21 protein-coding genes and 1 riboswitch are annotated in these 23,734 nt (G+C 64.1%); of the genes, 8 read left to right on the top strand and 13 right to left on the bottom strand.

Annotated features, from left to right (window positions below; genetic code table 11):
* Positions 1-81 precede the first annotated feature (81 nt).
* The 7 genes from uca to B597_RS38560 all read right to left on the bottom strand — a co-directional run bounded on the left by uca (position 82) and on the right by B597_RS38560 (position 9,972).
* The gene (gene uca / locus B597_RS38590; RefSeq protein ID WP_003294431.1) at positions 82-3,729 is read right to left on the bottom strand and encodes an urea carboxylase; all 3,648 of its coding nucleotides are present in this window, start codon (positions 3,727-3,729) and stop codon (positions 82-84) included.
* 229 nt (positions 3,730-3,958) lie between these two features.
* Positions 3,959-4,594 (bottom strand): urea amidolyase associated protein UAAP2, encoded by a 636-nt coding sequence (locus tag B597_RS38585; protein ID WP_003294432.1) that lies wholly within the window; start codon positions 4,592-4,594, stop codon positions 3,959-3,961.
* Positions 4,595-4,607: 13 nt separating this feature from the next.
* A complete protein-coding gene (locus tag B597_RS38580) occupies positions 4,608-5,336 on the bottom strand; it encodes an urea amidolyase associated protein UAAP1 (protein WP_003294433.1) in 729 nt (242 codons plus the stop codon).
* A 1-nt stretch (position 5,337) separates the two neighbouring features.
* Positions 5,338-6,171 carry an ABC transporter ATP-binding protein gene (locus B597_RS38575; RefSeq protein WP_003294434.1) on the bottom strand — a complete coding sequence of 278 codons (834 nt, stop codon included), beginning with the start codon at positions 6,169-6,171 and terminating at the stop codon, positions 5,338-5,340.
* Positions 6,168-6,983, bottom strand: a complete 816-nt coding sequence (locus tag B597_RS38570) for an ABC transporter permease (protein ID WP_024162226.1) — start codon at positions 6,981-6,983, stop codon at positions 6,168-6,170. The genes B597_RS38575 and B597_RS38570 overlap by 4 nt, the downstream gene beginning before the upstream one ends.
* Positions 6,984-7,146: 163 nt before the next feature.
* Positions 7,147-7,245, bottom strand: a riboswitch (guanidine-I (ykkC/yxkD leader).
* Positions 7,246-7,590: 345 nt separating this feature from the next.
* The gene (locus tag B597_RS38565) at positions 7,591-9,060 is read right to left on the bottom strand and encodes a methyl-accepting chemotaxis protein (protein ID WP_003294440.1); all 1,470 of its coding nucleotides are present in this window, start codon (positions 9,058-9,060) and stop codon (positions 7,591-7,593) included.
* 105 nt (positions 9,061-9,165) lie between these two features.
* Positions 9,166-9,972, bottom strand: coding sequence for a TatD family hydrolase (locus B597_RS38560; protein ID WP_003294441.1), 807 nt, complete (start codon positions 9,970-9,972; stop codon positions 9,166-9,168).
* A gap of 167 nt (positions 9,973-10,139) precedes the next feature.
* Here B597_RS38560 and B597_RS38555 point away from each other — a divergent pair, with 167 nt between their 5' ends.
* Entirely contained in the window at positions 10,140-11,555 is a 1,416-nt protein-coding gene (locus tag B597_RS38555) for an MltF family protein (RefSeq protein WP_031323573.1), read from the top strand.
* A gap of 36 nt (positions 11,556-11,591) precedes the next feature.
* Here B597_RS38555 and greB read toward each other — a convergent pair whose 3' ends face one another.
* From greB to B597_RS38540, 3 genes are read right to left on the bottom strand one after another with little or no spacing between them, the layout of a single operon-like run.
* On the bottom strand, positions 11,592-12,089 hold the full coding sequence (gene greB, locus B597_RS38550; RefSeq protein ID WP_024162225.1) for a transcription elongation factor GreB: 498 nt from the start codon (positions 12,087-12,089) through the stop codon (positions 11,592-11,594).
* 39 nt (positions 12,090-12,128) lie between these two features.
* Positions 12,129-14,630 carry an ABC transporter permease gene (locus tag B597_RS38545; RefSeq protein ID WP_003294446.1) on the bottom strand — a complete coding sequence of 834 codons (2,502 nt, stop codon included), beginning with the start codon at positions 14,628-14,630 and terminating at the stop codon, positions 12,129-12,131.
* On the bottom strand, positions 14,627-15,313 hold the full coding sequence (locus tag B597_RS38540; RefSeq protein WP_003294448.1) for an ABC transporter ATP-binding protein: 687 nt from the start codon (positions 15,311-15,313) through the stop codon (positions 14,627-14,629). The genes B597_RS38545 and B597_RS38540 overlap by 4 nt, the downstream gene beginning before the upstream one ends.
* Positions 15,314-15,324: 11 nt before the next feature.
* Here B597_RS38540 and B597_RS38535 point away from each other — a divergent pair, with 11 nt between their 5' ends.
* The 3 genes from B597_RS38535 to B597_RS38525 all read left to right on the top strand — a co-directional run bounded on the left by B597_RS38535 (position 15,325) and on the right by B597_RS38525 (position 17,292).
* Entirely contained in the window at positions 15,325-15,930 is a 606-nt protein-coding gene (locus B597_RS38535; protein WP_003294449.1) for an arylesterase, read from the top strand.
* 43 nt (positions 15,931-15,973) lie between these two features.
* Complete coding sequence (locus B597_RS38530) at positions 15,974-16,255, top strand: hypothetical protein (RefSeq protein ID WP_024162224.1); 282 nt, start codon at positions 15,974-15,976, stop codon at positions 16,253-16,255.
* 71 nt (positions 16,256-16,326) lie between these two features.
* Positions 16,327-17,292, top strand: coding sequence for a L,D-transpeptidase family protein (locus tag B597_RS38525; protein ID WP_003294451.1), 966 nt, complete (start codon positions 16,327-16,329; stop codon positions 17,290-17,292).
* 66 nt (positions 17,293-17,358) lie between these two features.
* On the opposite strand, the gene B597_RS38520 is transcribed toward B597_RS38525, so the two are convergent.
* Positions 17,359-17,613 (bottom strand): Lpp/OprI family alanine-zipper lipoprotein, encoded by a 255-nt coding sequence (locus tag B597_RS38520; protein WP_003294452.1) that lies wholly within the window; start codon positions 17,611-17,613, stop codon positions 17,359-17,361.
* A 391-nt stretch (positions 17,614-18,004) separates the two neighbouring features.
* On the opposite strand from B597_RS38520, the gene B597_RS38515 reads away from it, so the two are divergent.
* Positions 18,005-18,298, top strand: coding sequence for a GNAT family N-acetyltransferase (locus tag B597_RS38515; RefSeq protein ID WP_003294454.1), 294 nt, complete (start codon positions 18,005-18,007; stop codon positions 18,296-18,298).
* 31 nt (positions 18,299-18,329) lie between these two features.
* Here the strand turns inward: B597_RS38515 and B597_RS38510 are convergent, their stop codons facing one another.
* Positions 18,330-19,406, bottom strand: coding sequence for a 3-deoxy-7-phosphoheptulonate synthase (locus tag B597_RS38510; RefSeq protein ID WP_003294455.1), 1,077 nt, complete (start codon positions 19,404-19,406; stop codon positions 18,330-18,332).
* A 274-nt stretch (positions 19,407-19,680) separates the two neighbouring features.
* On the opposite strand from B597_RS38510, the gene B597_RS38505 reads away from it, so the two are divergent.
* Together B597_RS38505 and cysB are read left to right on the top strand one after the other, a co-directional pair.
* A complete protein-coding gene (locus B597_RS38505) occupies positions 19,681-20,634 on the top strand; it encodes a putative 2-dehydropantoate 2-reductase (protein WP_003294456.1) in 954 nt (317 codons plus the stop codon).
* 178 nt (positions 20,635-20,812) lie between these two features.
* On the top strand, positions 20,813-21,787 hold the full coding sequence (gene cysB, locus B597_RS38500) for an HTH-type transcriptional regulator CysB (RefSeq protein WP_003294458.1): 975 nt from the start codon (positions 20,813-20,815) through the stop codon (positions 21,785-21,787).
* 48 nt (positions 21,788-21,835) lie between these two features.
* Here the strand turns inward: cysB and B597_RS38495 are convergent, their stop codons facing one another.
* Positions 21,836-22,570, bottom strand: coding sequence for a phosphoadenylyl-sulfate reductase (locus B597_RS38495; RefSeq protein ID WP_003294460.1), 735 nt, complete (start codon positions 22,568-22,570; stop codon positions 21,836-21,838).
* A gap of 191 nt (positions 22,571-22,761) precedes the next feature.
* On the opposite strand from B597_RS38495, the gene thrH reads away from it, so the two are divergent.
* The gene (thrH, locus tag B597_RS38490; RefSeq protein WP_003294463.1) at positions 22,762-23,379 is read left to right on the top strand and encodes a bifunctional phosphoserine phosphatase/homoserine phosphotransferase ThrH; all 618 of its coding nucleotides are present in this window, start codon (positions 22,762-22,764) and stop codon (positions 23,377-23,379) included.
* Positions 23,380-23,734 lie beyond the last annotated feature (355 nt).

Raw genomic sequence — 23,734 nt, 5'->3', positions numbered from 1 at the left:
CAGTCCACCGTGCGGAGTTCGCTCTGGAGGGCTGAAGCCCACCCTACGGTGGTCCCGGCGTTTGTCGGGTGGGTCTGGGCCTTACGCCTCCTCGATCACCACCACCCGTTGCCCGGCGCGCACCGGCGAGCCGGGTTGCACACGGATGTCCTTCACCACGCCGGCGACCGGCGCGGTGAGCGGGATTTCCATCTTCATGCTCTCCAGGATCACCAGCACGTCGCCGGCCTCGACTTGCGCGCCTTCGGCCACCGAGACCTGCCAGAGGTTGCCGGCGATATGGCTCTCGATGCCGTGCTGGCCGGTACCCAGCGGGGCGTCCTCGCCCAGCTCGGCGGCGACTTCCTCGCTCTCGAAGTGCGCCTGGCCGGAGGCGATCCAGCGCTGGCGCTCGGCATCGAAGGCGGCACGCTGCTGGGTGCGGAAGGCCTCGATGCTGTCGGCCTCCTTCGCCAGGAAGTCCTGGTAATCGGAGAGGCGCAGCTCGGTTTCCTCGATGCGCAGCGGGTAGCGGCCCAGCGGGAAGTCGCGGCGGATTCGCAGCAACTCGTCTGCCGAGACCGGGTAAAAGCGGATCTGGTCGAAGAAGCGCAGCAGCCAGGGCTGGCCGCCGAAGGCCTCCACCGCGCGGTAGCGGTTCCACATCTGCAGGGTGCGACCGACGAACTGGTAGCCGCCGGGGCCCTCCATGCCGTAGACGCACATGTAGGCGCCGCCGATGCCGACCGAATTCTCGGCTGTCCAGGTGCGCGCCGGGTTGTACTTGGTGGTGACCAGGCGGTGGCGCGGGTCCAGCGGGGTGGCCACCGGTGCGCCGAGGTAGACGTCACCCAGGCCCATCACCAGGTAGCTGGCCTCGAATACGGTGCGATAGACCTCGTCGAGATTGGGCAGGTCGTTGATGCGGCGGATGAACTCCAGGTTGCTCGGGCACCAGGGGGCGTCCTTGCGCACCGTGGTCATGTACTTCTCGATGGCCAACTGGCAGGCCGGATCGTCCCAGGACAGCGGCAGGTGGACGATGCGCGAGGGGACCTTGAGGTCGCGAGCCGAGCAGACGTCATCCCACAGATCGACGATGCATTCGAGCAGGCTCGCCAGCGGCAGGGTTTCCGGCTGGTAATGCACCTGCAGCGAGCGGATCCCGGGAGTGAGGTCGATCACGCCGTCCAGATCCCGCGCCTCCAGCGCCTGCATCAGTGCATGGCCGCGGAAGCGCAGCACCAGGTCCAGCTCCGGCTGGCCGATTTCCAGCAGCAAATGGGTATCGCCGGAGAGGCGGGCGAGCAGACGGGTGTCGGCTTCACCCAGGTCGAGGACGATGGGGGAGCTGAGCGCTTCCCGTTTTGTAGGAGCGAGCTTGCTCGCGAACGATGCACCTCCGAAGACCGGTTCGCGAGCAAGCTCGCTCCCACAGGGGCTGGTGCATTCCTCGGCCAGGGCCTTCGCCAACTCCCGCGCCGTCGCCACGTCCACCGGCACGAAGCGCACCTTGTCGCCCGCCTTGAGCTGGCCGAGCTGCCAGAGGTCGGCCTCGATGAGGGTCACCGGGCAGACGAAGCCGCCCAGGCTCGGGCCGTCCGGGCCGAGGATGACCGGCATGTCGCCGGTGAAGTCCACCGCGCCGATGGCGTAGGGATTGTCGTGGATGTTCGAGGGGTGCAGGCCGGCCTCGCCGCCGCTCTCGCGCACCCACTCGGGCTTGGGCCCGATCAGGCGCACGCCGGTGCGGCTGGAGTTGAAGTGCACTTCCCAGTCGGTGGCGAAGAAGCGCTCGATGTAGCCTTCGGTGAAGTACTCCGGCGCGCCGTGCGGGCCATAGATCACGCGGATCTCACGGATCGCCGGCAGGACGCTGCACTGCTCGGGCGGCAGGCTGGTGCCGGCCGAGGGATCGGTCAATGTCGCCAGGTGCAGCACATCGCCGGCACGCAGGGCGCGGCCGGCATGCCCGCCGAACTGGCCGAGGGTGAAGGTACTCCTGCTGCCCAGGTACTCGGGTACCTGCAGGCCGCCGCGCACGCAGAGGTAGCTGCGTGCGCCGGCACCGGCGATGGTGCCGATGGCCAGGGTGCTGCCGGCCGGAACGAAGAGGGCGGTGCACATGGGTTGCTCGATGTCGTCCAGCTTCAGTGGAATATCCGCGCCGGTCACCGCGACCACCGCGTCGGTGTTGAAACGCAGGATCGGCCCGCTCATGGTGATTTCCAGCCCCGCCGCATCGACCGGGTTACCCAGCAGGGCGTTGCCCAGGCGCAGGGCGCGGCCGTCCATTGGCCCGGACGGCGGCACGCCCACCGCCCAGTAGCCGAGGCGGCCGGGGAAGTCCTGCACGGTGGTCTGGGTGCCGGCGGTGATCACCTCGAAGGTGGTTGCCCGATAGCTCAGGCCTTCCAGGCAGCGGGTCCAGGGATTGCCCACGGCGAACGGACCGTAGGCGAGGATCTGGCGCAGGTAGTCGCGGTTGGTTTCCACGCCGTAGAGCAGGGTGTCGCCCAGGGCGCTATCCAGCGCAGCGCGGGCCGCCTCGCGATCCGGCGCCCAGCTGATGAGCTTGGCGATCATCGGGTCGAAGTAGGGCGGGATCTCGCAACCGGCCTCGACCCAGGTATCGATGCGCAGGGACTTGCCGTCTGCTTCGGGAAAGTCCACCGCGGTGAGCAAACCGGGACTTGGCTGGAAGTCGCGGCCTGGGTCCTCGGCATACAGGCGCGCCTGGATCGCATGGCCACTGGGCGTGAGGTCCTTCACCAGTTCGGCCAGCGGAGCCAGATCGCCGGCGGCCAGCTCGATCATCCAGCGCACCAGGTCGACGCCCCAGACCTGCTCGGTGACGCCGTGCTCGACCTGCAGGCGGGTGTTCACCTCGAGGAAGTAGAAGTGCTGGGCCTCGGCGTCGTAGACGAACTCGACGGTGCCAGCGCTGCGATAGTTGACCGCTTTTGCCAGCGTGATCGCCGCCGCGCACAACGCTTCGGCCATGCCCGCCGGTAGGTTCGGCGCCGGGGTTTCCTCCAGCACCTTCTGGTTGCGCCGCTGCACCGAACAGTCGCGCACGCCGAGGGCGATCACCTCGCCGGCGCCGTCGCCGAACACCTGCACTTCCAGATGACGAGCGCGCTGGATGTATTTCTCGATGAACACGCCCGAGTCGCTGAAGTTGTTCTGGCCCAGCCGTTTGACCGCCTCGAAGGCGTCCGAAAGTTCCTCGGCCGAGCGACACACGCGCATGCCGATGCCGCCGCCGCCGGCAGTGCTCTTCAGCATCACCGGGTAGCCTACCGCCTCACCGGCTTTCAGCGCGGCGTCGAGGTTTTCCAGCAGCTCGGTGCCTTCCAGCATCGGCACGCCATGCTGTTTGGCCAGCGCGCGGGCGGTGTGCTTGAGGCCGAAGACCCGCAGTTGCTCCGGGGTCGGGCCGACGAAGGCGATGCCGGCCGCTTCGCAGGCTTCGGCGAAGGCGGCGTTCTCGGATAGGAAGCCATAGCCCGGGTGGATGGCCTTGGCGCCAGCCTTGCGGGCGATGTCGAGGATCTTCTCGACGACGAGATAGGTGCTGGCGGCCGGGCCTTCGCCGAGGCTGTGGGCCTCGTCGGCCTGCTGGATGTGCAGGCTGGCGGCGTCGGCCTCGGAGTAGACGGCCACGCCCTGGCAGTCTAGGGCCTTCAGGGTGCGCAGGATGCGGCAGGCGATGGCGCCGCGGTTGGCGATCAGGAGTTTGTCGAACATTCAGGTTCCCTCAGGGGGAGGCGGGCCGTCCCGCTTTAGTCCGTTGTCGCCCTCGGTCGTCCGAGGGTTGAAATGCTTTTGCAGGAGCACCCATGGCGCGAGCCCTTTGGGCGGCGTTGTCGCCGTTCGCGGCCATGGGCCGCTCCTACAGGCGCTCGTAGGGTGGGCTTCAGCCCACCGGCCGGCGATTCGGCCTCCATGGTGGGCTGAAGCCCACCCTACGGTGCCTTTAGTTCCACACCAGCACTGCGGCCGGCGTCGGGTTCCAGCCGTTGCACGGGTTGTTCAGCTGCGGGCAATTGGAGATCAGCACGATCAGGTCCATCTCGGCCTTCAGCTCCACATACTTGCCGGGGGCGGAGAGGCCGTCCTCGAAGGTCAGGCCGCCTTCGGGGGTCACGGGGACGTTCATGAAGAAGTTGATGTTGGCGCCGATGTCGCGCTTCTCCAGGCGGCCATCATGCAGGCTGGCGCGCAGGAAGTTGTCGCGGCAGCTGTGCATGTAGCGCTTGTCCAAGGCATAGCGCACCACGTTGCTCTCCTGGGCGCAGGCACCGCCGAGGGTGTCATGGCGGCCGCAGGTGTCGGCGACGATGGTCGCCAGCGGATTGCCGAGGTTGGAATAGAGCACTGTGCCGGCGGTGAGGTAGACCTTGTTCTGCCGGCGCAGGGTGCGCTGCGGGTCGAAGCGCTCGCGCGGGTTGCGTGCAGAGAAGAACAGGGTATCGATGGCCTGATTGCCTTCGACATCGAGCAGGCGCAGGGTCTGTCCGGCCTTGACCTCGAACAGGTAGGGCTCACCGGCCGGGATCGTATGGTGAAACACCGCCGTTTCGGGGTGCAGACTGCTTTCTACGATAGTCATGTCGGCATCCTCCTCAGATGTAGAGCCGTTCGGTGTTGTGGAAGCCGCGGCCGTTTTCCGGGCGCGAAGTGCGGCAGAGCACGCTGATACCGTCGCTTTCGATCTTGTGCCAACTGAGCTGGACCGGCTTGGGCGCATATTCGGGAGCCGGGTCCAGCGGGTGCTGCAGGGCGGTGAGGATCACCAGGGTGTCCATTGGCGCGTAGAGCTCGATGTAGTCGTCGGCCTTGCTGTTGCCGCTCTGGAAGACGAAGCCGCCTTCCTCATCCACGGTGACCTTGCTGAACAGGTTGAGCACCATCAGCAGGTCCTGGACGTTCAGGTTCCACTTGCCCATTTCCACCAGCAGGTTGTCCGTGCCGTTGCGGAAAAAGCCGTTGCGCAGCTCCTGGTAGCGTCCGGCGCCGTACTTCTGCCGTACTTCATCGGCGTTCAGCACGCCGCCGAAGCTGTCGTGCCAGCCGCAGGTGTCGGCGGTGATCGCGGCGAGCACGCGGCCCATGTCCGAGTACAGGCAGTGGCCAGCGGTGAGTTTGGCGGTGTGCTGGCACTTGAGGGTGTCCGGCAGGTTCAGTCGTTCGCTCTTTTCCATGGCGTTGAGCAGCAGCAGGCTGACGTTGGCACCGCCCTGGATGTCGGTGATACGCAGCAGTTGGCCGCGCTTGAGCACGAAGGAGGTATGTCCGCCACCGGGGACGGTTTCCTCGTAAAGGGTCGGGCGCAGGCTGAGGGAAGCACTCATGTCAGGCTCCTTGGTAGGCAGTTGGAAGGTGGGCAGAAAGGTGGCCCGGCAGGCTGTCGGCAGCATTGGCGCCGCGGCTGGCGTGCAAGGGAATGTCGTAGGTCACGCGCGCGCCGTAGGCACCGGGTTCGTGGGGATCGATGCGCGGCTTGTCGAAGACCAGGATGCGGCTACCGAGGGTGAAGCCTTCGGACAGGTCGTGGGTGACCATGAACACGGTCAGCCGGGTTTCCCGCCACAGCTCCAGCAACAGCGCGTGCATGTCCTTGCGAATACCCGGGTCGAGCGCGCCGAAGGGTTCGTCCAGCAGCAGCACGCGTGGCTTCATGATCAGCGCCTGGGCGATCGCCAGGCGTTGCTGCATGCCGCCGGACAGCTGCGCCGGATACTTGTCGAGGGCATGCCCGAGGCCGACCTTGTGCAGCATCTGCGCTGCCTGCTCGCGCGCGTCGCGCTTGCTTTGGCCGAACAGGCGACCCAGCAGTGGTGCACGGGGCAGTTCAAGGCCGAGCGCGACGTTATCCAGCACGGACAGATGCGGGAACACCGAATAACGCTGGAAGACTACGCCGCGGCTGGCGTCCGGTTCGTCGGCCAGCGGCTGGCCATCGAGCAGAATCTCGCCACGACTGGGCGATTCCTGGCCGAGCAACAGACGCAGGAAGGTCGACTTGCCGCAGCCGGAGGCACCGACCAGGGTGCAGAACTCACCCTCGGCGATAGCCAGGTTCAGGCGCTCCAGCACCACCTGATCGCCGTACTGCTGCCAGACATTCCTGACCTGGATGAAACTGTTCGGGCCGCCTGCGACGGTCTTGCCATTCTTGTCGCTCATGCCTTGGCTCCTTCGTACCAGGGGAACAGCTTTTGCGTCAGGCGCCGCAGCAGATAATCCATGGCCCAGGCCAATGCAGTGATCCAGGCGACGTAGGGCAGGATCACGTCCATGGCCATGTAGCGACGCACGAGGAAGATGCGGTAGCCCAGACCGTCGGTAGAGGCGATGGCTTCGGCGGCTATGAGGAACAGCCAGGCCGAGCCGAGCACCAGGCGCAGGCTGATCAGCAGGCGCGGCATCAGTTGCGGCAGCACCAGGCGCAGGATCAGGGTCCAGGTGTTGGCGCCCAGGGTCTGCGCCTTGATCAGCAGCTCGCGGGGGATTTCGCGGGCTCGCTGCTCCAGATCCCGCGCGAGAATCGGCGTGATGCCGATGACGATGAGCATCACCTTGGACAGCTCGCCCAGGCCGAAGACGATGAACAGGATGGGCAGGATCGCCAGCGGCGGCACCATGGACAGTACCGTGAGCAAGGGCGACAACGGCGCTGCGAACAACGGCAGGGTACCGGCGGCAATGCCCAGGCAAAGACCGGCAACGGCGGCGATGGCGAGGCCGGTGCCGAGGCGTTTCAGGCTGGAGGCGCTGTCCTGCCAGAACAGGTAGTCGCCGGAGCGCTTGTCCGGGGTGAAGGCAAGCCGATCCACCGCGGCGGCCATCTGGCTGAAGCTGGGTAGCAGTTTGTCGTTGGGGTTGAGTTCCAGGCGCTGGGCCGAATTGGTCAGGTACAGCGCCAGCAGCAGGGCGAACGGCAGGATGGCCAGCGCCAGCCAGCCGCTGCGGCTCGGAGAGCGATTGATCAGGCGCATGGGCATGCACCCCGCACCGCGACCGACACACGGTTGCTAGCGCTACGAGCGGCTAGTGCACCAGCATGCGGCAGGACAGTGACCGGCAAAGCCGATTCGAATGGGCACATGACAAACCCTCCAGTGTGTGGGAATGGCGCAGGAGCTGCGTGGCATGACGCTCTTCTCCCGGGCTTTTGTCCCGCCGTGTAACCTCACTGGAGGTCGCCAACTCTCGGACCAGCCACTCGCAACGCGAGCCGGAACCCTAGTCGGCTATTTCGGATTGTTCTCGTTCCATGAGCTGCAGCTTCCTGCACCTTGGTCGTAGCAAGAGCAGTGCCAAACGCCGGCATGGCCGTATCCCGGGCGCTGCAAGCGTGAGAACGGCATGTGGCTGCGCCATCGTGGTGCGCATATCGAGAGGGGTGCATGCTTTTCTTGCAGGGAGTGTTCGAAGCGAGCTGTCGCCGGCACGTTGCTGCAGGTGCTTTGCCTGGCGTAGCTACGTGGGTTGGCGCTGAGCGCAGCGAAGCCCGGCAGGCATCGGTGTGGTGCGTTGGGCTTCGTCGCGGCGCTCCTTTGCGGAGCGCCGCCCGGTTCAACCGTAGGAGAAACGGCGGAGGAGTTACAACTTCAACTGGCGGATGGCCCGGCTAAGTTCCCCCGACAGGGCCGCCAGTTCCTCGCTGGTGGTAGCCGAGGCGACGGTCTGGTCGACGGTCCGTTCGGTGACATCGCGGATGCCGGTGACCGAGCGATTGAGCTCTTCGGCAACCTGGCTCTGCTGCTCGGCGGCGACGGCGATCTGCATGTTGCTGTCACGCATCTGCGCCACTGCATCGGTGATGGCTTCCAGCGCCTGAGCCGCTTCATGGGCTTCCCGGACGCAGTCATCGGCCTTGAGCGAGCTTTCCTGCATGAACTCCACTGCATCACGGGTCATGGCCTGCAGGCTGGAAATCATCTGGGTGATCTCGTCCGTGGAGTCCTGTACACGCCTGGCCAGGTTGCGCACTTCGTCGGCGACCACGGCGAAGCCACGACCCTGCTCGCCGGCGCGCGCCGCTTCGATCGCAGCGTTGAGTGCGAGCAGGTTGGTCTGCTCGGCGATGCTGTGGATTACGCTGACGACACCGTTGATCTTCTGGCTGTCGGCAGCGAGCTGCTCGATCATCTCGCCGGTTTGCTGAACACCCCGGGAAAGGCTGGAAATGGATTTCTCGACCTGGCCGACCACCCGGTGGCCATCGCCGGCCAGCCGGTCGGCGTTCTGCGACTGGTCCCGTGTTTCGCGTGCATGGTTGGCGATCTGATGGACCGTGGCGCTCATCTCGTTGATCGCCGTCGCGGCCTGGTCGGTTTCACCCTGCTGACCGCGCATGCCCTGATGGACGTCATTCATGCTCCTGGCCAGGCGCCCGGCACCCTCGTCGAGGCGGGCCGCGGCCTGGGCGACGGTGCTGACCACGCGCTGATAACCGTCCTGCATGGCGTTGAAGGCGCTGGCCATCTGGCCGACCTCATCGCGGCTGTCCAGCGGCACGCGGGCCTGCAGGTCGCCGCTGCGTTCTACGTGCAACATGACATCCTTGAGCGTATTGAGATGGCTGAGCAGGAAGCGGATCAGCAACTGCGATGCAGCCAGCAGCCCGAACATCAGTACCGCGACGGTTGCGGCATAACTGATGAAATGCTCGCTCAGCACCTCGATGATACTGGGCGCACGCGCCAGCACGGCCAGCTTCTGTCCATCCGGGCGCTCGACCACCTGCACTCCAACCACGGGGTTGCTGGAGAACAGACGGTCGTGGGGCAGTTGCGTCCAGCCGCTGTCAGCCACTGGCTGGCCTTCGACCTGTACGGGTTGGCCGGCCTGGAAGGCGATCAGCCCCTGGCCTTGCGGCAGCTCCGCGGCTTCCGGCCAGGCCGCCAGCAATGCGGCCTGGGCCTGGCTGGCTGCGCGGCTATCGGCGCTACGGGCGTCTTGTTCCAGTTGCACGGCGTAAAGCACCAGCAACAGAGCGATGACGAAGGACACCATGTTGAGTGCCCAGAACTTGTACTTGAGCGACAGATCGCGAATCCAGACGGCCATGACTGCTCTTCTTCGATATGGATTTGCCCGAGCGCGGATGAACGCTTGCGGTACGGCTGAACAATTAGCGGCCGCGGTGGGCAGAGCTTGAGCAAATTCTGTGAATCAGTCCAGACCGGGCAGGCCGAAGAATGATCGCGCACAGGCTGTGGAGTGGGCTGCCAGGGACGCTTCGCTTTCGCCGCGATGGCGGGCGACCTCGCGCAGCACCTCGGGCAGATAGGCCGGTTCGTTGTGGCCACTCCTGGGTTTCGGTCGCAAGCTGCGCGGCAGCAGATAGGGGGCGTCGCTTTCCAGCATCAATCGTCCTTCGGGAATGTCCTTGACCAGTGGGTGCAGGTGGGTGCCGCGGCGCTCGTCGCAGATCCAGCCGGTGATGCCGATGTGCAGGTCGAGGTCGAGGTAGGCATACAGCGCGCGCTTGTCGCCGGTGAAACAGTGCACCACGGCAGCTTTCAGCTGGTCGCGGAATGGGCGCAGGATCGCCACCAGCCTCTCGCTGGCCTCACGCTCATGCAGGAACACCGGCTGCTGCAGTTCGACCGCCAGCTGCAACTGGGCCTCCAGGGCGCGCTCCTGCTGTGGGCGAGGCGAGAAGTCGCGATTGAAATCCAGTCCGCACTCGCCGACCGCCCGCACCTCGGGTTCGCTCAGCAGGGCGCTCAGCTGGCTTGCGCTGTCGGCTGTCCAATGGCTGGCGTCATGCGGATGGACCCCGGCGGTGCTGAACAGATGCTGGCGGGTCTCATCGAGGGCGCGGCAGAGTTTCAGCGCTGCTTCGCTTTCGTCGAGGCTGGTGCCGGTAAGCACCAGTTGGGTGACTCCGGCTGCCCTGGCGCGCTCGACGACCGCAGCGGGTGCAGAGGCGAATGTCGGGTGGGTCAGATTGACGCCGATGTCGATGAGCTGCATAAGGGCCTCTTAAAAACATAATAAAATCAGATATATAAACAATATACCTAAAGCGCTTGCTAGGGCTGAACTGGCACAAATCCGGCGCCTGTGAGACGCTTGCCACCGTCGCGGGCAGGGAGCACCGCGTTAGCGTTTTCCAGCGTCTTCGAACCGGTGCATCCTCGATGTCACGATTGCTGCCACTTCTGTTCTCCCTGTTGCTGGCGTTGTTGCCGGCCATGGCGAACGCGCGCCTGGCCGGCCCCGAGGCCTGGCAATCGACCGACAAGGTACGTGATCTTGCCGAAATACGCCGCAGCGGCGTATTGCGCGTGCTGGTCAATCAGAGTCGCAACAGTTCCGGTGAGGTCAAGGGCGAGGCGATCGGCGTGGAGTACGCGCGGCTGCGGGCCTTCGAGCAATATTTGAACCGCAACGCGGCAGCGGGGCGGACGGTGACCCTGAGGCTCATTCCCAAAGCCAAGGATCAGTTGCTTGGCGCGCTGCAGCGCGGCGAAGGCGATCTGGTGGCGCCGGGTGAACTGTTGCCGCTGTCCGGGATGAAAGGCGTCAGCCGTAGCCTGCCAGTGGTTCGTGACGTGTCGCTGGTGATGGTCGGTCGCCAGGGCGGGCCTCGCTATCAGCGGCTGGAACAGCTGTCCGGGCGCAGCCTCGCATTATCTCCGGGCAGCGCCGCCGGGCCTGCGCTGGCGCGGCTCAACAAGCAGTTGATGGCCCGCAGGCTGGCGCCTATCGTCGCCGAGTGGGTCGATCCGACGCTGGCGGTCGAGGATGTGCTGGAGATGGTGCAGGCCGGCGTCTACCCGGCGACCGTCGTTGAACAGACCATCGCGCAGCGCTGGGCCAAGGTCATGCCAAGGTTGCGCATCGAACAGCACCTGAGGTTGGGCGACAAGGCCAGCATTCACTGGTTCGTGCGCAAGGAGGCCAGCATGCTGCGAGCCAGTGCCGACCGCTTCCTCAAGGATTTCGATCTGCCAGACAACCAGGATGCAGCTTTCGAGCGGGTTTACCGACGCTTGTACAAGGTGCAGTACCCGCTCGACCGTGTCGGCCGGCAGCGCCTGGAAAAGGTCCGGCCGACGCTGCAGCGCTATGCCGAACAGATCGAGCTGGACTGGCTGAACCTTGCTGCCCTGGCATTCAAGGAGTCCACGCTGAACCCCGCCGCCAGAGGCGCGGGCGGCGCAACGGGCCTGATGCAGGTGACGCCGGCGACGGCTCGCGCGATGGGCGTGAGCAATATCGAGCAGCTGGACCGCAATGTGCAGGCCAGCGCGAAGTACCTGGCCAGTATTCGCCGCAACTACTTCGCCAGCCCGCGCCTGAACGAGCGCGAGCGCATGGCGTTCATCCTGGCGGCATACAACCTGGGACCTCAGCGGGTACAGAGCATGCGCGCCGAGGCGCGTCGGCGCGGCCTCAACCCGGACCAGTGGTTCTTTCAGGTCGAGCGAATCGCCATGGAAACCCTCGGCATGGGGGTGGTGGCCTATGTCAACAGCGTCAACAAGTACTACCTGGCCTACCAGCGCGAGCGCTACCTGCTGGAAGCCGACCGCAAGACGGCGGCCAACTGATCGCCCGGTCGCTCTACGCGTCGCCTGGCCGGCGGGTCACGGGTAGTCGATGGCTATCACATACCAGAGCTTCGTACCGGTAGGGGTCTGTACCTGAATCTCGGCATCCAGAGCCTTTCCCACCAGCGCGCGTGCCAGCGGTGAGTCGATGCTGATCAGGCCCTTACGCAGGTCCAGTTCGTCCGGCCCGACTATCCGGTAGCGGGCCTCCTCACCGTCCTCGTCCTCCAGCGTCACCCAGGCGCCGAAGTACACTCTGTTCGGGTCGCCGGGGCGCTCTGTGACCACCTTGAGCTTTTCCAGACGCTTGGTGAGAAAACGCACGCGACTGTCGATCTCGCGCAGCATCTTCTTGCCATAGGTGTATTCGGCGTTTTCCGAACGGTCACCCTGCGCTGCCGCCTCGCTCACCGACTGGGTTACCTGCGGTCGCCTGACGTGCCAGAGCTCGTGCAGTTCGGCGCGAAGCCGCGCTTCACCCTCCGGCGTGATCAGGGGGGTGCCAGCCGGGCGGGGGGGACGGTAGCGACTCATGGAATTCCGACCTTGCTGAAAAGCGCCGATTCTACCTGCTCAATTATCGCGCAGCACGGTCAACGGGCTGACGTTGAGCGCGCGTCGCGTACCGATGATGCCCGCTCCGCCGACCAGCAGCGCTCCGATGAGTGGCAAGGTAAGCAGCCATGGATGCGGCTCCCAGCGCAGATCGAAGGCATAGTGATAGAGCAGTGCGCTGACCAGTTCGCAACCGAGCGCCGCGAGCAGCCCACTGGCTGCGCCAAGCAAACCGAACTCGGCCCGGCGAGCGCGGAGCAGCAAGCGTCGCTCCGCCCCGAGCGCCCGCAACAGCGCACCTTGGCGGATGCGCTCGTCGAGCGTCGACTGCAGCCCGGCGAACAACACCGCAAGCCCCGCAGCGAGTACGAACAGCAGCACGTACTCAACGGCCAGCGACACCTGCGCAAGAATGCTGCGCAGCTGGCCGAGCAGCGCCTCGACCTGCAGCAGGGTGACCGACGGGAAGGCGCGGGCCAGCTCCACCAGAGCACGCTCGTTGCCGGCCGGCAGATGGAAGCTGGTCATGTAGGTCGCAGGCATGCCTTGCAGGCTGTCGGGTTCGAAGATCATGTAGAAGTTTGGCTGGAAGCTGTCCCAGTTGACCTCGCGCAGACTTGTGACGCTGGCGTCCCGGGTGAGGCCGCCGATGCTGAAGGAAAGGCGGTCGCCCAGTTTCAGGCGCAGGCTCTCGGCGAGCTCCGCCTCGACCGATACGCCGGGGGTCTGCTGATTCTTCTGGCCCCACCACTGGCCGGCGATCAGTCGATTGTCCTCCGGTAGCTCGGCAGACCAGGTAAGGCTGAGGTCGCGGTGAACGGCGCGCTCACCCTGGGATTCCTTGCTGACCAGTTGGCGCACCGGCTCGCCATTGATCGCAACGAGACGCCCCGGCACGACGGGGTACAACGGCGCGGCATGACTGGAGAGCGCGGCGATACGTTCGGCGAACGCGTCCTTCTCGGCTGGCAGCACGTTGAGTACGAAATGGTTGGGCGCATCGTCCGGCAACTGGTCCTGCCAGGTATCGAGCAGCTCGCCACGCAGCAGCGCGATCAGCGCCATGGCCAGCAGGATCAGGCCGAAGGCGAGCGCCTGGCCGGCGGCAGCCAGCGGGTGCCGCAACAACTGGCCAAGGCCCAGGCGCCAGCTCAGCGACGCGCCGGCCAGCAGCCGCCGCATGCCTTTGAGGCCCAGCAACAACAGGCCGCCGAGCAGCAGCGTGGCCAGCAGACCGCCGCCCAGCAGAGCCAGGGTGATCTTCAGGTCGAGGCTCAGGCGCCACATGATCAGCCCGAGGGCGAGAATCGCCGTGCCGTACACCAGCCAGACACTCGGAGGCACGGGCAGCATGTCGCGGCGCAGCACGCGCAACGGCGGCACGCGTCCCAGTGCGGCAAGTGGGGGCAAGGCGAATCCGGCCAGTGCCACCAGTCCGGTAGCGATCCCGGCAACAGCGGGCCAGAAGCCGCCAGGTGGAATTTCCTGCGCCAGCAGATCGCGCAGGAGGAAGAACAGCCCGTGTTGTGCGAGCCAGCCGAGCAAGGCGCCCGCGACACTGGCCAACAGGCCGAGCATGCCCAGCTGCAGGGCATAGAGTTGCAGCGCATCAGCGCGGGACAGGCCGAGACAGCGCAGTAGCGCGCTGGCATCGAAGCGGCGGCTGGCAAAGCGAGCCGCGGAAAGGGCAACGGCTACACCGGCCAGAAGTATCGCGGCGAGACTGGCGAGGTTCAGGTAGCGCTCGGCGCGCCCCAGGGCGCCGCCGATCTGGCGGTTGCTGTCACCCGCGGTTTCGATGCGCTGGTGCGGCTGCAGGCTGCTTTTCAGATCGTCCTGATACGCGGCCAACGCATCGCTTTCGCCGCTCCAGAGTTCGCGATAGCGCACCCGGCTGCCAGGTTGCACGACGCCGGTCGCAGCCAGGTCGTCGAGATGCATCAACACGCGCGGGGTCAGACTGTAGAAGTCGCCAACCCTGTCCGGTTCATAGGTCAGCACGCGGGTCAGTCTCAGAGGCTTGTTGCCAACCTCGATGCTGTCACCGATCACCAGGTCCAGCGCGGCGAACAGCCGGGCTTCGGCCCATGCCTCGCCGGGTGCTGGGCCGCCGCCCGGCTGCTCGATCGCGTACGGCTGTGCGGAACTACGCAGTGTGCCGCGCAGCGGGTAGCCATTACCGGCCGCCTTCACGCTGGCCAGTTGCAGATTCTGGTCGGTGGCGATGACGCTGGAAAACTCCACCACCTGGGCATGCGTCAGACTGCGCCGCTGGCCTGCCTCTATTTGCTCCGGTGTCGCCGGAGCACTGCCGCGTAGCACCAGATCGGCGCCGAGAAACTCGCTGGCGCGCAGTAGCATGGCGTCGTTCAGGCGCGCGCCGAAGTAACCGATCGCGGTACTGGCGGCGACGGCGACGAGCAGCGCGAAGAACAGTACCCGCAGCTCGCCGGCGCGGGCGTCGCGCACCAGTTGGCGATACGCCAGGGCAAGGAGGCGGGTCTTGGGCAGGCGCATCATGCGCCGGCCTCGACAGCGATCTGCCGGCCGCCCTCGAGCCGCAGCATCCGCTGACAGCGGCTGGCCAGCCGTTCGTCATGGGTCACCAGAACCAGCGTGGTCCCGCGCTCGCGGTTGAGTTCGAACAGCAGTTCGGTGATGTGCGCGCCGGTATGGGTATCGAGGTTGCCGGTAGGCTCGTCGGCGAACAGCACGTCCGGTTCGGCCGCGAAGGCGCGCGCCAGCGCCACGCGCTGTTGTTCGCCGCCGGAAAGCTGGCGCGGATAGTGATGCAGGCGTTCTCCCAGCCCCACTCGCGTGAGCAGCCCGGTAGCGCGCTCGCGCGCGTCATGACGACCGTCCAGCTCCAGCGGCAGCATGACGTTCTCCAGTGCGTTCAGACTGTCCAGCAGCTGAAAGGACTGGAAGACGAAGCCGACATGCTCGGCACGTACCCGGGCTCGCTGGTCCTCGTCGAGCATGCAAAGCGCATGGCCGGCGAGATGCACTTCACCCGAGCTCGGCAGATCCAGTCCGGCAAGCAGGCCGAGGAGGGTGGACTTGCCCGAGCCCGAGGTGCCGACGATGGCAAGGCTGTCGCCCTTGGCCAGCTGCAGCGACAGGTCGGCAAGGATGCTCAGCTCGCCTTCCGCGCTGGGTACCACTTTGTTAAGGTTCCGGGCGTCGAGAATGTTGCCGCTCATGAGGGAATCCGATGCGTAGTTGGCTGAAATGCGGGGCCCTGGCGTTGCTTTGCTGGACTCAGGGAGCCCTGGCCGGAACCGTTCTGGTGGTCGGCGATAGTATCAGCGCCGCTTTCGGGCTGGAAACCAGCCAGGGGTGGGTGCACCTGCTGCAGGAGCGGCTGGTCGAAAAGGATGATTCCTGGCGTGTAGTGAATGCCTCCATCAGTGGCGACACCACGGCTGGTGGGCTTGCCAGGCTCGGACCGCTGCTCGAGGAGCATGCCCCGGAGGTGGTCATCCTGGAGCTGGGAGGCAACGATGGACTGCGTGGTCAGTCGCCGGTCCAATTGAAACAGAATCTTGCCGGGATGATCGAGCGCAGTCGTGGTGCCGGAGCAGACGTGCTGTTGCTGGGCATGCGCATGCCGCCGAATCTCGGTCAGCGTTACACCCGTGCGTTTGCCGATGCGTTCGATTCGCTGGCTAGCGAGAAATCGGTCGCCTATGTTCCCTTCCTGCTGGAGGGCGTAGGGGGCGTTGCGGGCATGATGCAGGCCGACGGCATCCATCCTACGGCGCAAGCGCAGACACTGCTGCTGGAGACGGTCTGGCCGGCGCTCGAGCCCTTGCTTTGAGGCGTGCGCGCAGCTACTGTCGCGCCCTCGATTGGAGCCTCAGATGTCGCGCTCAGCCAGGACCCTTTACGCTTATCGACTTATCGTGCCGGACGAGCAGTACGACATGTTCGCCTGTCGTGAAAATCGACTGCACCTGGCGCTGCGCCAACTGGAGCTGAGCGGTAATGCCGACCGTACGCTGTGCGGCGGCCTGCTGCCGGCCCAGCCGCGCTGGAGGGAGCTCGAACGCGCCACGCTGAAGGATCGGCAGTTGTGCCCACACTGCCGGCAGCTTCTGGAAGCGCGGCGCAAGGGACTTCCGTCCGCGGCAGCGGCGTGGTAGATCACTGTTTTCAGCGGCTTCAAGTACAATCGCCACCATCTCTTCATATTCCATGTCCAAGGATTCTCTGAATGCTCTCGCGCGCGTCCGCTGTCGCCTCCTGTTTGTCATTCGCTGCGTTGCTCTCGGCAGGCACCTGCGCAGCCCTTGAGTTGCCGTTGCCGCCCGAGGGGGACGATATCGTCGGCCAGGTCCAGGTCATCAAGGCTCGCTACGAAGACACCTTCGCGGCGCTCGGTGAAACCCATGACCTCGGTTATCTGGAGCTGGTTGCGGCGAATCCTGGCGTCGATCCCTGGCTGCCGGGGGCGGGAACGGACATCATCCTGCCGACCCGCTTCATCCTGCCGTCCGGCCCCCGCGAGGGGATCGTGATCAATCTTGCCGAATATCGCCTGTACTACTACCCGCAAGGGCAGAATGTGGTGCACACCTTTCCGCTAGGCATCGGCCGGGAAGGTTGGGGTTCGCCAGTCGGCAATACCCGTATTTCGGCGATGACCAGCAACCCTGCATGGTACCCACCGCAGTCGATTCGCGAAGAGCATGCCGCCGAAGGTGATCCGCTGCCGACCGTTGTGCCGCCGGGGCCCGATAACCCGCTGGGACCGTTCAAGATGAGCCTGGCCCTGCCCGGCTACCTGATCCATGGCTCGAACAAGAAATTCGGCATCGGCATGCGCGTCAGTCACGGTTGCTTCCGCATGCTCAACCACAACGTGCTGGAGCTGGCGAAGATGGTCAAGGTCGGCACGCCGGTGCGTATCGTCGACGAGCCATACAAGTTCGGCGTCAGCGAGGGCAAGGTCTACCTCGAGGCGCATGCGCCGCTGGAGGAGGGCGAGGAAAAGACGTTGACCCTGATGGACAAGCATGCCGTTGTCATCAACACGCTGCTCAAGCGTGACGAGGCGGCGGGCAACCTGCATCTGGATTGGGAAATGGTGCGTGAGATCATCGCCGGCGAGGATGGTCTGCCGGTGCAGATTGCCGAGCAGCGTACCGAAGTCGCGGCCCAGGAGGATCAGTTGTTCTGATGGGGCGGTCGTGAGCGTATAAAAAAAGCCGACCTGCAAAGGTCGGCTTTTTTCATTTCGTGAAGCTTACTTGCGGCTGGCGCGTTCCAGCATACGCAGAGCACGCTCGTTGGCTTCGTCAGCAGTCTGCTGAGCCTTCTGAGCGGCGGCCAGAGCTTCGTCGGCCTTGCTGTACGCTTCGTCAGCGCGAGCCTGGGCGCGGGCAGCGGCGTCTTCGGTCGCGGTCAGGCGAGCTTCGCTTTCTTTGGTCATGCTATTGCTGCAACCGGTAGCCAGAACTGCGGCCAGAGCCAGAGCAGAGAATTTCAGAACGTTGTTCATCTTGTTCCCCTTAAGGTGGAAATCCATAAAGCAACTTCCGTTATGGAAAGTTTGCGCGCACATACTACCTATAAGTTAGCTTAAGTAAACTGAGCCGACGGTGGTGCTACAGGTTTTTTTTCAAACTGCCGTTGCTTCAGCGCTCATTACGGCAAGTTGGATGAAAAACATCCAGCCCAGGGCCTGTTTCTAACGCTGCCTGGTTGGAATGATCCGACGCTGGGGTCGAAGTTCCCCTAATCCTGTCGAACAAATATTGATCAGTGAGAGGCTGGCCGAATCGAGCGGAAACAGGTAGAACAGAAGACCCATGAAATTGACGGCGGATGCAGCAACGTGCCTTCTGCCACTGAGAACAAGAAGACAGGGCGACCCTGCTGAGGAGTTAAAGATGAGCGATACGGTGCGCGTTCACCATGATCTTGCCGGTCATCGTTTCGAGGCCGAGGTCGATGGCCACTGCGCCTATCTGGCTTACATGGATCTGGGCAAGCAGACGCTGGATATGTACCGCACATTCGTACCCGATGCCCTGCGTGGACGAGGCATAGCCGCGGTGCTGGCGCAGCACGCGCTCGAATATGCCGAGCGCGAGGGCTATCAGGTCATTCCTTCCTGCTCATATGTCGAACGCTATATCGAGCGCAACCGATCGAGCCCGGACAAGGCCGATCCGGGCCCATGAAAAAAACGCCGGAAGACCGGCGTTTTTCATTTCAGTTGCGCTGCCGCCCGGGCAACACGTCCTTGAGCTTTTCATGCATGCTCATGACGGCTTTCTCGGTGGTCTCCCAGTCGATACAGGCGTCGGTGATGGATACGCCGTACTTGAGGTCGCAGAGATCCTTCGGGATCGACTGGTTGCCCCAGTCGAGGTGGCTTTCGACCATCAGGCCGACGATGGACTCGTTGCCTTCGAGAATCTGGTTGGCGACGTTCTCCATCACCAGCGGTTGCAGGGCGGGGTCCTTGTTGGAGTTGGCGTGGCTGCAATCGATCATGATGTTCGGGCGAATGCCGGCCTTGTTCAGCTCCTGCTCGCATACTGCGACGCTGACCGAGTCGTAGTTGGGCTTGCCATTGCCACCACGCAGCACCACGTGGCCGTAGTTGTTGCCCTTGGTGGTGACGATGGAAACGCCGCCGGACTGGTTGATACCAAGGAAGCGATGAGGGCTGGAGACCGATTGCAGGGCATTGATTGCCACGGTCAGGCTGCCATCGGTGCCGTTCTTGAAGCCGACGGCAGACGAGAGCCCCGAGGCCATCTCGCGGTGCGTCTGCGATTCGGTGGTACGTGCACCGATAGCCGACCAGCTGATCAGGTCCTGAAGGTACTGCGGGGAAATCGGGTCCAGTGCTTCGGTCGCCGTGGGTAGGCCCATTTCGGCCAGGTCGAGCAGGAGCTTGCGGCCGATGTGCAGGCCATCCTGGATCTTGAACGAGTCGTCGATGTAGGGATCGTTGATCAGTCCTTTCCAGCCGACCGTGGTACGTGGCTTCTCGAAGTACACCCGCATGACGAGGAACAGGCTATCGGAAACCTTTTCCGCCAGGACCTTGAGGCGCTCGGCATACTCATGGGCAGCCTTGAGATCGTGGATGGAGCAGGGGCCGATCACCAGAAACAGGCGGTGGTCCTTGCCGTCGAGAATGTCGCGAACCACTTGGCGCCCGTGGGAGACGGTCTGCAGTGCCGAGGCGGTCAGCGGGATTTCACGCTTCAGTTGCTCGGGCGTGATCAGGGTCACGTTGGAGGCAACGTTGAGGTCGTCGATTGGTAAATCAGCCATTTGTTACTCGTCAGGAATCACGGGGGCCGTCCGCCAGCGATCCCGGTGCGGCGGAACACAGCCTGAGGGCGCAGCGGGGAAACGGAACCTTAGCGCTATTGGCCGCACTCGACAACGAGATTGATGGCCCATAGGCGTGATCCGCCCGCTTCTGATGGACGCTGCGCTCGCGAACCGGCCGGGAGCTGGGAGTCAGGCTACCCGACTGCTATTGTTCGGTTTTTCAATCGGTTGGCGCGATGGTCATGACCATCGGTCCTTCTATGGAGCGTGTATGACTGCAGTAAGCCCGCGTATAGGCATCATCGGTACTGGCGCCATCGGTGGTTTTTACGGCCTGATGTTGGCGCGGGCCGGTTACGAGGTCCATTTTCTGCTGCGCAGCGAATATGCTGCCGTTCGCGAGCACGGCCTGCGTGTCCACAGTGCCGTTCATGGTTCCCTGCTGCTGGAGCAGCCTCGGGTCTATCGTGACGCATCGCAGATGCCGCCATGCGACTGGGTGCTGGTAGGCGCCAAAAGTACCAGTAACGAGGAGCTGGCACCCCTCATCGCGCAGGTTGCCGCGCCGGGCTGCAAGGTCGTGGTGCTGCAGAACGGGCTGGGTGTCGAAGACGACCTGCGGCCGTCACTGCCGCCAAGTATCCACCTGCTGGGTGGTCTGTGCGCGATCTGCGCTCATCGCTCGGCGCCAGGAGTTGTGGAGCATCAGGCACTCGGCGGAGTCAGCCTCGGCTACCACTCGGGGCCTGTGCAGGACGATTCGCACGCGCAGCTCGCTCTGCTCAACGAGATGGTCGAGATGTTCCGGTGCGCGAACGTGGATTCGTCGGCGATGCCGAGCCTGGCCCAGGCTCGCTGGATGAAGCTGGTGTGGAACGTGCCGTTCAACGGCCTTTCTGCGCTGCTGGATGCCGGCACCGAAGCGCTGCTTGGCAGTGACGATACGCGCGAACAGATCAAGGCGATCATGCAGGAGGTGTGTGCGGCGGCGCATGCGCTGGGACATATCCTGCCCGAGGATTTTCCGGACAAGCTGCTGATGGGGACGGCACGCATGCCCGATTATCTGCCGAGCATGTATCACGATCGATTCCAGCGCCGCCCCATGGAACTCCAGGCCATCTACGCGGCACCGCTGGCGGCGGCCGCCGCGGCGGGCGTCTGCATGCCGCGGACCGCGTTGCTGCACGACTTGCTGCGCTTTCTCGATCGCCGCGGCCGCTGAAGGCAGCGTCCCGGCTCGGTCGCCGCCGCGCTGCTAAGCTGAATTCGTCGCGGCGTCCACTCTGACTAAAGGTCGCACAGCAAAAACCGGACGGAATATCTATCATCAGGGGTGATTCGTCCATTTGGTTATAAGTGTTGCGGCAGGCGCGGTGGCGCCGTTGCCTTGAGGGATATCTATGAAGCTTCAGCAACTGCGTTACATCTGGGAAGTGGCGCACCATGACCTCAACGTGTCCGCGACCGCGCAGAGCCTGTTCACATCTCAGCCCGGCATCAGCAAGCAGATCCGGCTTCTGGAAGACGAACTCGGCGTGGAAGTATTCGCTCGCAGTGGCAAGCACCTGACCCGGGTGACGCCAGCCGGGGAGCGCATCATCACCACGGCAGGCGAAATTCTGCGCAAATGCGAAAGCATCAAGCAAATCGCCCAGGAGTTCTCCAATGAAAAGAAGGGAACGCTGAGCATCGCCACCACCCACACCCAGGCACGCTATGCGCTACCCCGGGTGATCAGCAGCTTCATCAAGCAGTATCCTGACGTTTCCCTGCACATGCATCAGGGAACGCCGATGCAGATTGCCGAGATGGCCGCCGATGGGACTGTCGACTTCGCTATCGCCACCGAAGGGCTGGAGTTGTTCGGTGATCTGGTGATGATGCCCTGCTATCGCTGGAACCGCTGCGTGATCGTGCCTCAGGGGCATCCGCTGGCGAAGCTGGAAAAGCTCACGCTGGAGACGCTGGCCGAGCATCCGATCGTGACCTACGTGTTCGGTTTCACCGGTCGCTCCAAGCTCGACGAGGCATTCGGTCATCGGGGGCTTTCGCCGAAGGTGGTGTTCACCGCCGCCGATGCCGATGTGATCAAGACCTATGTCCGTCTCGGTCTGGGGGTCGGGATCGTTGCACGCATGGCGGTCGACCCCAAGCTGGATTCGGACCTGGTGGTGCTGGATGCCAGCGAGCTGTTCGAATCCAGCGTGACCAAGATCGGCTTTCGGCGTGGCACCTTCTTGCGCGGCTTCATGTGCGACTTCATTCAGCAGTTCGCTCCGCACCTGAATCGCGACATGCTCGAAACAGCGATCCAGTGCCGCAACAAGGCGGAACTGGATGAGCTGTTCGACGACATTCAACTGCCGACCTACTAGCCGGAAACCGCGGGTCGCGTCTGCGCCCGCCGGCCCTGTTTCAGTCAATCAGCTCCTGGCGATCAGATTGCCGGCATGCAGCCCGCATTCCTTGTGGGTCGCTTCTTCCCACCACCAGCGGCCTTCACGCTCGTGCTGGTTCGGCAGCACCGCGCGGGTGCAGGGCTCGCAGCCAATGCTGATGAAGCCGCGTTCATGCAGGCTGTTGTAGGGGATTTCCAGCATGCGGATATAGCCCCAGACTTCCTCGCTGGTCATCTGCGCCAGCGGATTGAACTTGTACAATGCGTTGTCCGCTGTCGAGAACGCGCTGTCCAGCTCAAGCACCGATACCTGGCTGCGCGTGCCGGGGCTCTGGTCGCGGCGTTGTCCGGTCGCCCAGGCGCGGACGGTCGTCAGTTTGCGCCGCAGCGGTTCGATCTTGCGGATCCCGCAGCATTCGCCATGCCCGTCGCGGTAGAAGCTGAACAGGCCTTTCTCGTTGACCAGCGGCTGCAACAGCGCGGGGTCTGGCGTCATGATCTCGATGGCGATGCCGTAGTGGTCGCGGACCTGCTCGATGAAACGGTAGGTTTCGCTGTGCAGGCGGCCGGTATCGAGCGTGAACACCTTGACGTTCTTGTTCAGCTTCCAGGCCATGTCGACCAGCACCACGTCTTCGGCGCCACTGAAGGAAATCCACAGGTCATCGCCGAACAGGTCGAAGGCAAGCTTCAGGACATCCTGCGGAGATTTTTCGGCGTAGGCGGCGGACAACGCGGCGACGTCGATAGATGGGCTCATCGGGCGGCTTCCTTATAGGTAACATCGGCGCTTTGGCGCTCTGAGGCGGCGGATGGTAGCAAAAGGCGTTTATGCCGCTAAATAACGTTTAGCTACGCTAATCAGCTGCTTCGGATATAAGGCTTGCGTTGCTTCGCTCGCGAGCTGCCGTTAGAGTGCCGCCTTCAATTTTCTGCATTGAGGAGTGGCCCGTGGAAATAGCCTGTCTCGACCTGGAAGGTGTGCTGGTTCCGGAAATCTGGATCGCCTTTGCCGAGGCCACCGGAATCGAATCGCTGCGGGCGACCACGCGTGACATTCCCGATTACGACGTACTGATGAAGCAGCGCCTGCGCATTCTCGACGAGCACGGCCTGAAGCTTGCCGACATCCAGAAGGTCATCGCGACGCTGAAGCCGCTGGAAGGCGCGCCGGAGTTCGTCGACTGGCTGCGCGAGCGCTTCCAGGTGGTGATCCTGTCGGACACCTTCTACGAGTTTTCGCAGCCGCTGATGCGCCAGCTGGGTTTCCCCACGCTGCTCTGTCACCGTCTGATCACCGACGAGAACGATCGTGTGGTGGATTACCAGCTGCGCCAGAAGGACCCCAAGCGCCAGTCGGTCATCGCGCTGAAGAGCCTGTACTACCGGGTAATCGCCGCAGGTGACTCGTACAACGACACCACCATGCTCAGCGAAGCCCACGCCGGCATCCTGTTCCATGCGCCGGACAACGTCATCGCCGAGTTCCCGCAGTTCCCGGCGGTGCATACGTTCGATGAGTTGAGGCAGGAATTCCTCAAAGCGTCGAACCGCAAGCTCACGCTCTGAAGCACCACCAAGCTGCGAGAAAAAGCTCGACAGGCGTTTGCTGCCGGCCGCGCCATTGATTCGCTTGCAGTCCGTAGGGTGGGCTTCAGCCCACCAAATCCTGGCCTGTCGTTGGGCTGGGACACGGGAAAAACCTGACGGATGCCTCGGCCGCGCTTTTGATTCGCTTGCAGCCCGTAGGGTGGGCTTCAGCCCACCAAGTCCTGGCGCTGTCGTTGCGTTGGGCTGGAATACGGGGAAAACCTGACGGATGCCTCGGCCGCGCTTTTGATTCGCTTGCAGCCCGTAGGGTGGGCTTCAGCCCACCAAGTCCTGGCGCTGTCGTTGCGTTGGGCTGGAATACGGGAAAAACTTG

It is taken from the genome of Stutzerimonas stutzeri KOS6, from assembly GCF_000307775.2.
In the GTDB taxonomy this organism is placed as follows: Bacteria; Pseudomonadota; Gammaproteobacteria; order Pseudomonadales; family Pseudomonadaceae; genus Stutzerimonas; species Stutzerimonas stutzeri_B.
This window is presented reverse-complemented; position numbering and strand designations above follow the sequence as displayed.

What these genes read in the sequence shown, in the direction of transcription:
- B597_RS38530 (WP_024162224.1), top strand. Translation starts at nt 15,974, where the DNA reads ATGTCGCGCTCAGCCAGGACCCTTTACGCTTATCGACTTATCGTGCCG.
- greB (WP_024162225.1), bottom strand. Translation starts at nt 12,089, where the DNA reads ATGAGTCGCTACCGTCCCCCCCGCCCGGCTGGCACCCCCCTGATCACG.
- uca (WP_003294431.1), bottom strand. Translation starts at nt 3,729, where the DNA reads ATGTTCGACAAACTCCTGATCGCCAACCGCGGCGCCATCGCCTGCCGC.
- B597_RS38535 (WP_003294449.1), top strand. Translation starts at nt 15,325, where the DNA reads ATGCGTAGTTGGCTGAAATGCGGGGCCCTGGCGTTGCTTTGCTGGACT.
- B597_RS38520 (WP_003294452.1), bottom strand. Translation starts at nt 17,613, where the DNA reads ATGAACAACGTTCTGAAATTCTCTGCTCTGGCTCTGGCCGCAGTTCTG.
- B597_RS38575 (WP_003294434.1), bottom strand. Translation starts at nt 6,171, where the DNA reads ATGAGCGACAAGAATGGCAAGACCGTCGCAGGCGGCCCGAACAGTTTC.
- B597_RS38510 (WP_003294455.1), bottom strand. Translation starts at nt 19,406, where the DNA reads ATGGCTGATTTACCAATCGACGACCTCAACGTTGCCTCCAACGTGACC.
- B597_RS38560 (WP_003294441.1), bottom strand. Translation starts at nt 9,972, where the DNA reads ATGCAGCTCATCGACATCGGCGTCAATCTGACCCACCCGACATTCGCC.
- B597_RS38525 (WP_003294451.1), top strand. Translation starts at nt 16,327, where the DNA reads ATGCTCTCGCGCGCGTCCGCTGTCGCCTCCTGTTTGTCATTCGCTGCG.
- B597_RS38515 (WP_003294454.1), top strand. Translation starts at nt 18,005, where the DNA reads ATGAGCGATACGGTGCGCGTTCACCATGATCTTGCCGGTCATCGTTTC.
- B597_RS38495 (WP_003294460.1), bottom strand. Translation starts at nt 22,570, where the DNA reads ATGAGCCCATCTATCGACGTCGCCGCGTTGTCCGCCGCCTACGCCGAA.
- cysB (WP_003294458.1), top strand. Translation starts at nt 20,813, where the DNA reads ATGAAGCTTCAGCAACTGCGTTACATCTGGGAAGTGGCGCACCATGAC.
- B597_RS38570 (WP_024162226.1), bottom strand. Translation starts at nt 6,983, where the DNA reads ATGCGCCTGATCAATCGCTCTCCGAGCCGCAGCGGCTGGCTGGCGCTG.
- B597_RS38580 (WP_003294433.1), bottom strand. Translation starts at nt 5,336, where the DNA reads ATGAGTGCTTCCCTCAGCCTGCGCCCGACCCTTTACGAGGAAACCGTC.
- B597_RS38540 (WP_003294448.1), bottom strand. Translation starts at nt 15,313, where the DNA reads ATGAGCGGCAACATTCTCGACGCCCGGAACCTTAACAAAGTGGTACCC.
- B597_RS38565 (WP_003294440.1), bottom strand. Translation starts at nt 9,060, where the DNA reads ATGGCCGTCTGGATTCGCGATCTGTCGCTCAAGTACAAGTTCTGGGCA.
- B597_RS38545 (WP_003294446.1), bottom strand. Translation starts at nt 14,630, where the DNA reads ATGATGCGCCTGCCCAAGACCCGCCTCCTTGCCCTGGCGTATCGCCAA.
- B597_RS38585 (WP_003294432.1), bottom strand. Translation starts at nt 4,594, where the DNA reads ATGACTATCGTAGAAAGCAGTCTGCACCCCGAAACGGCGGTGTTTCAC.
- B597_RS38505 (WP_003294456.1), top strand. Translation starts at nt 19,681, where the DNA reads ATGACTGCAGTAAGCCCGCGTATAGGCATCATCGGTACTGGCGCCATC.
- B597_RS38555 (WP_031323573.1), top strand. Translation starts at nt 10,140, where the DNA reads ATGTCACGATTGCTGCCACTTCTGTTCTCCCTGTTGCTGGCGTTGTTG.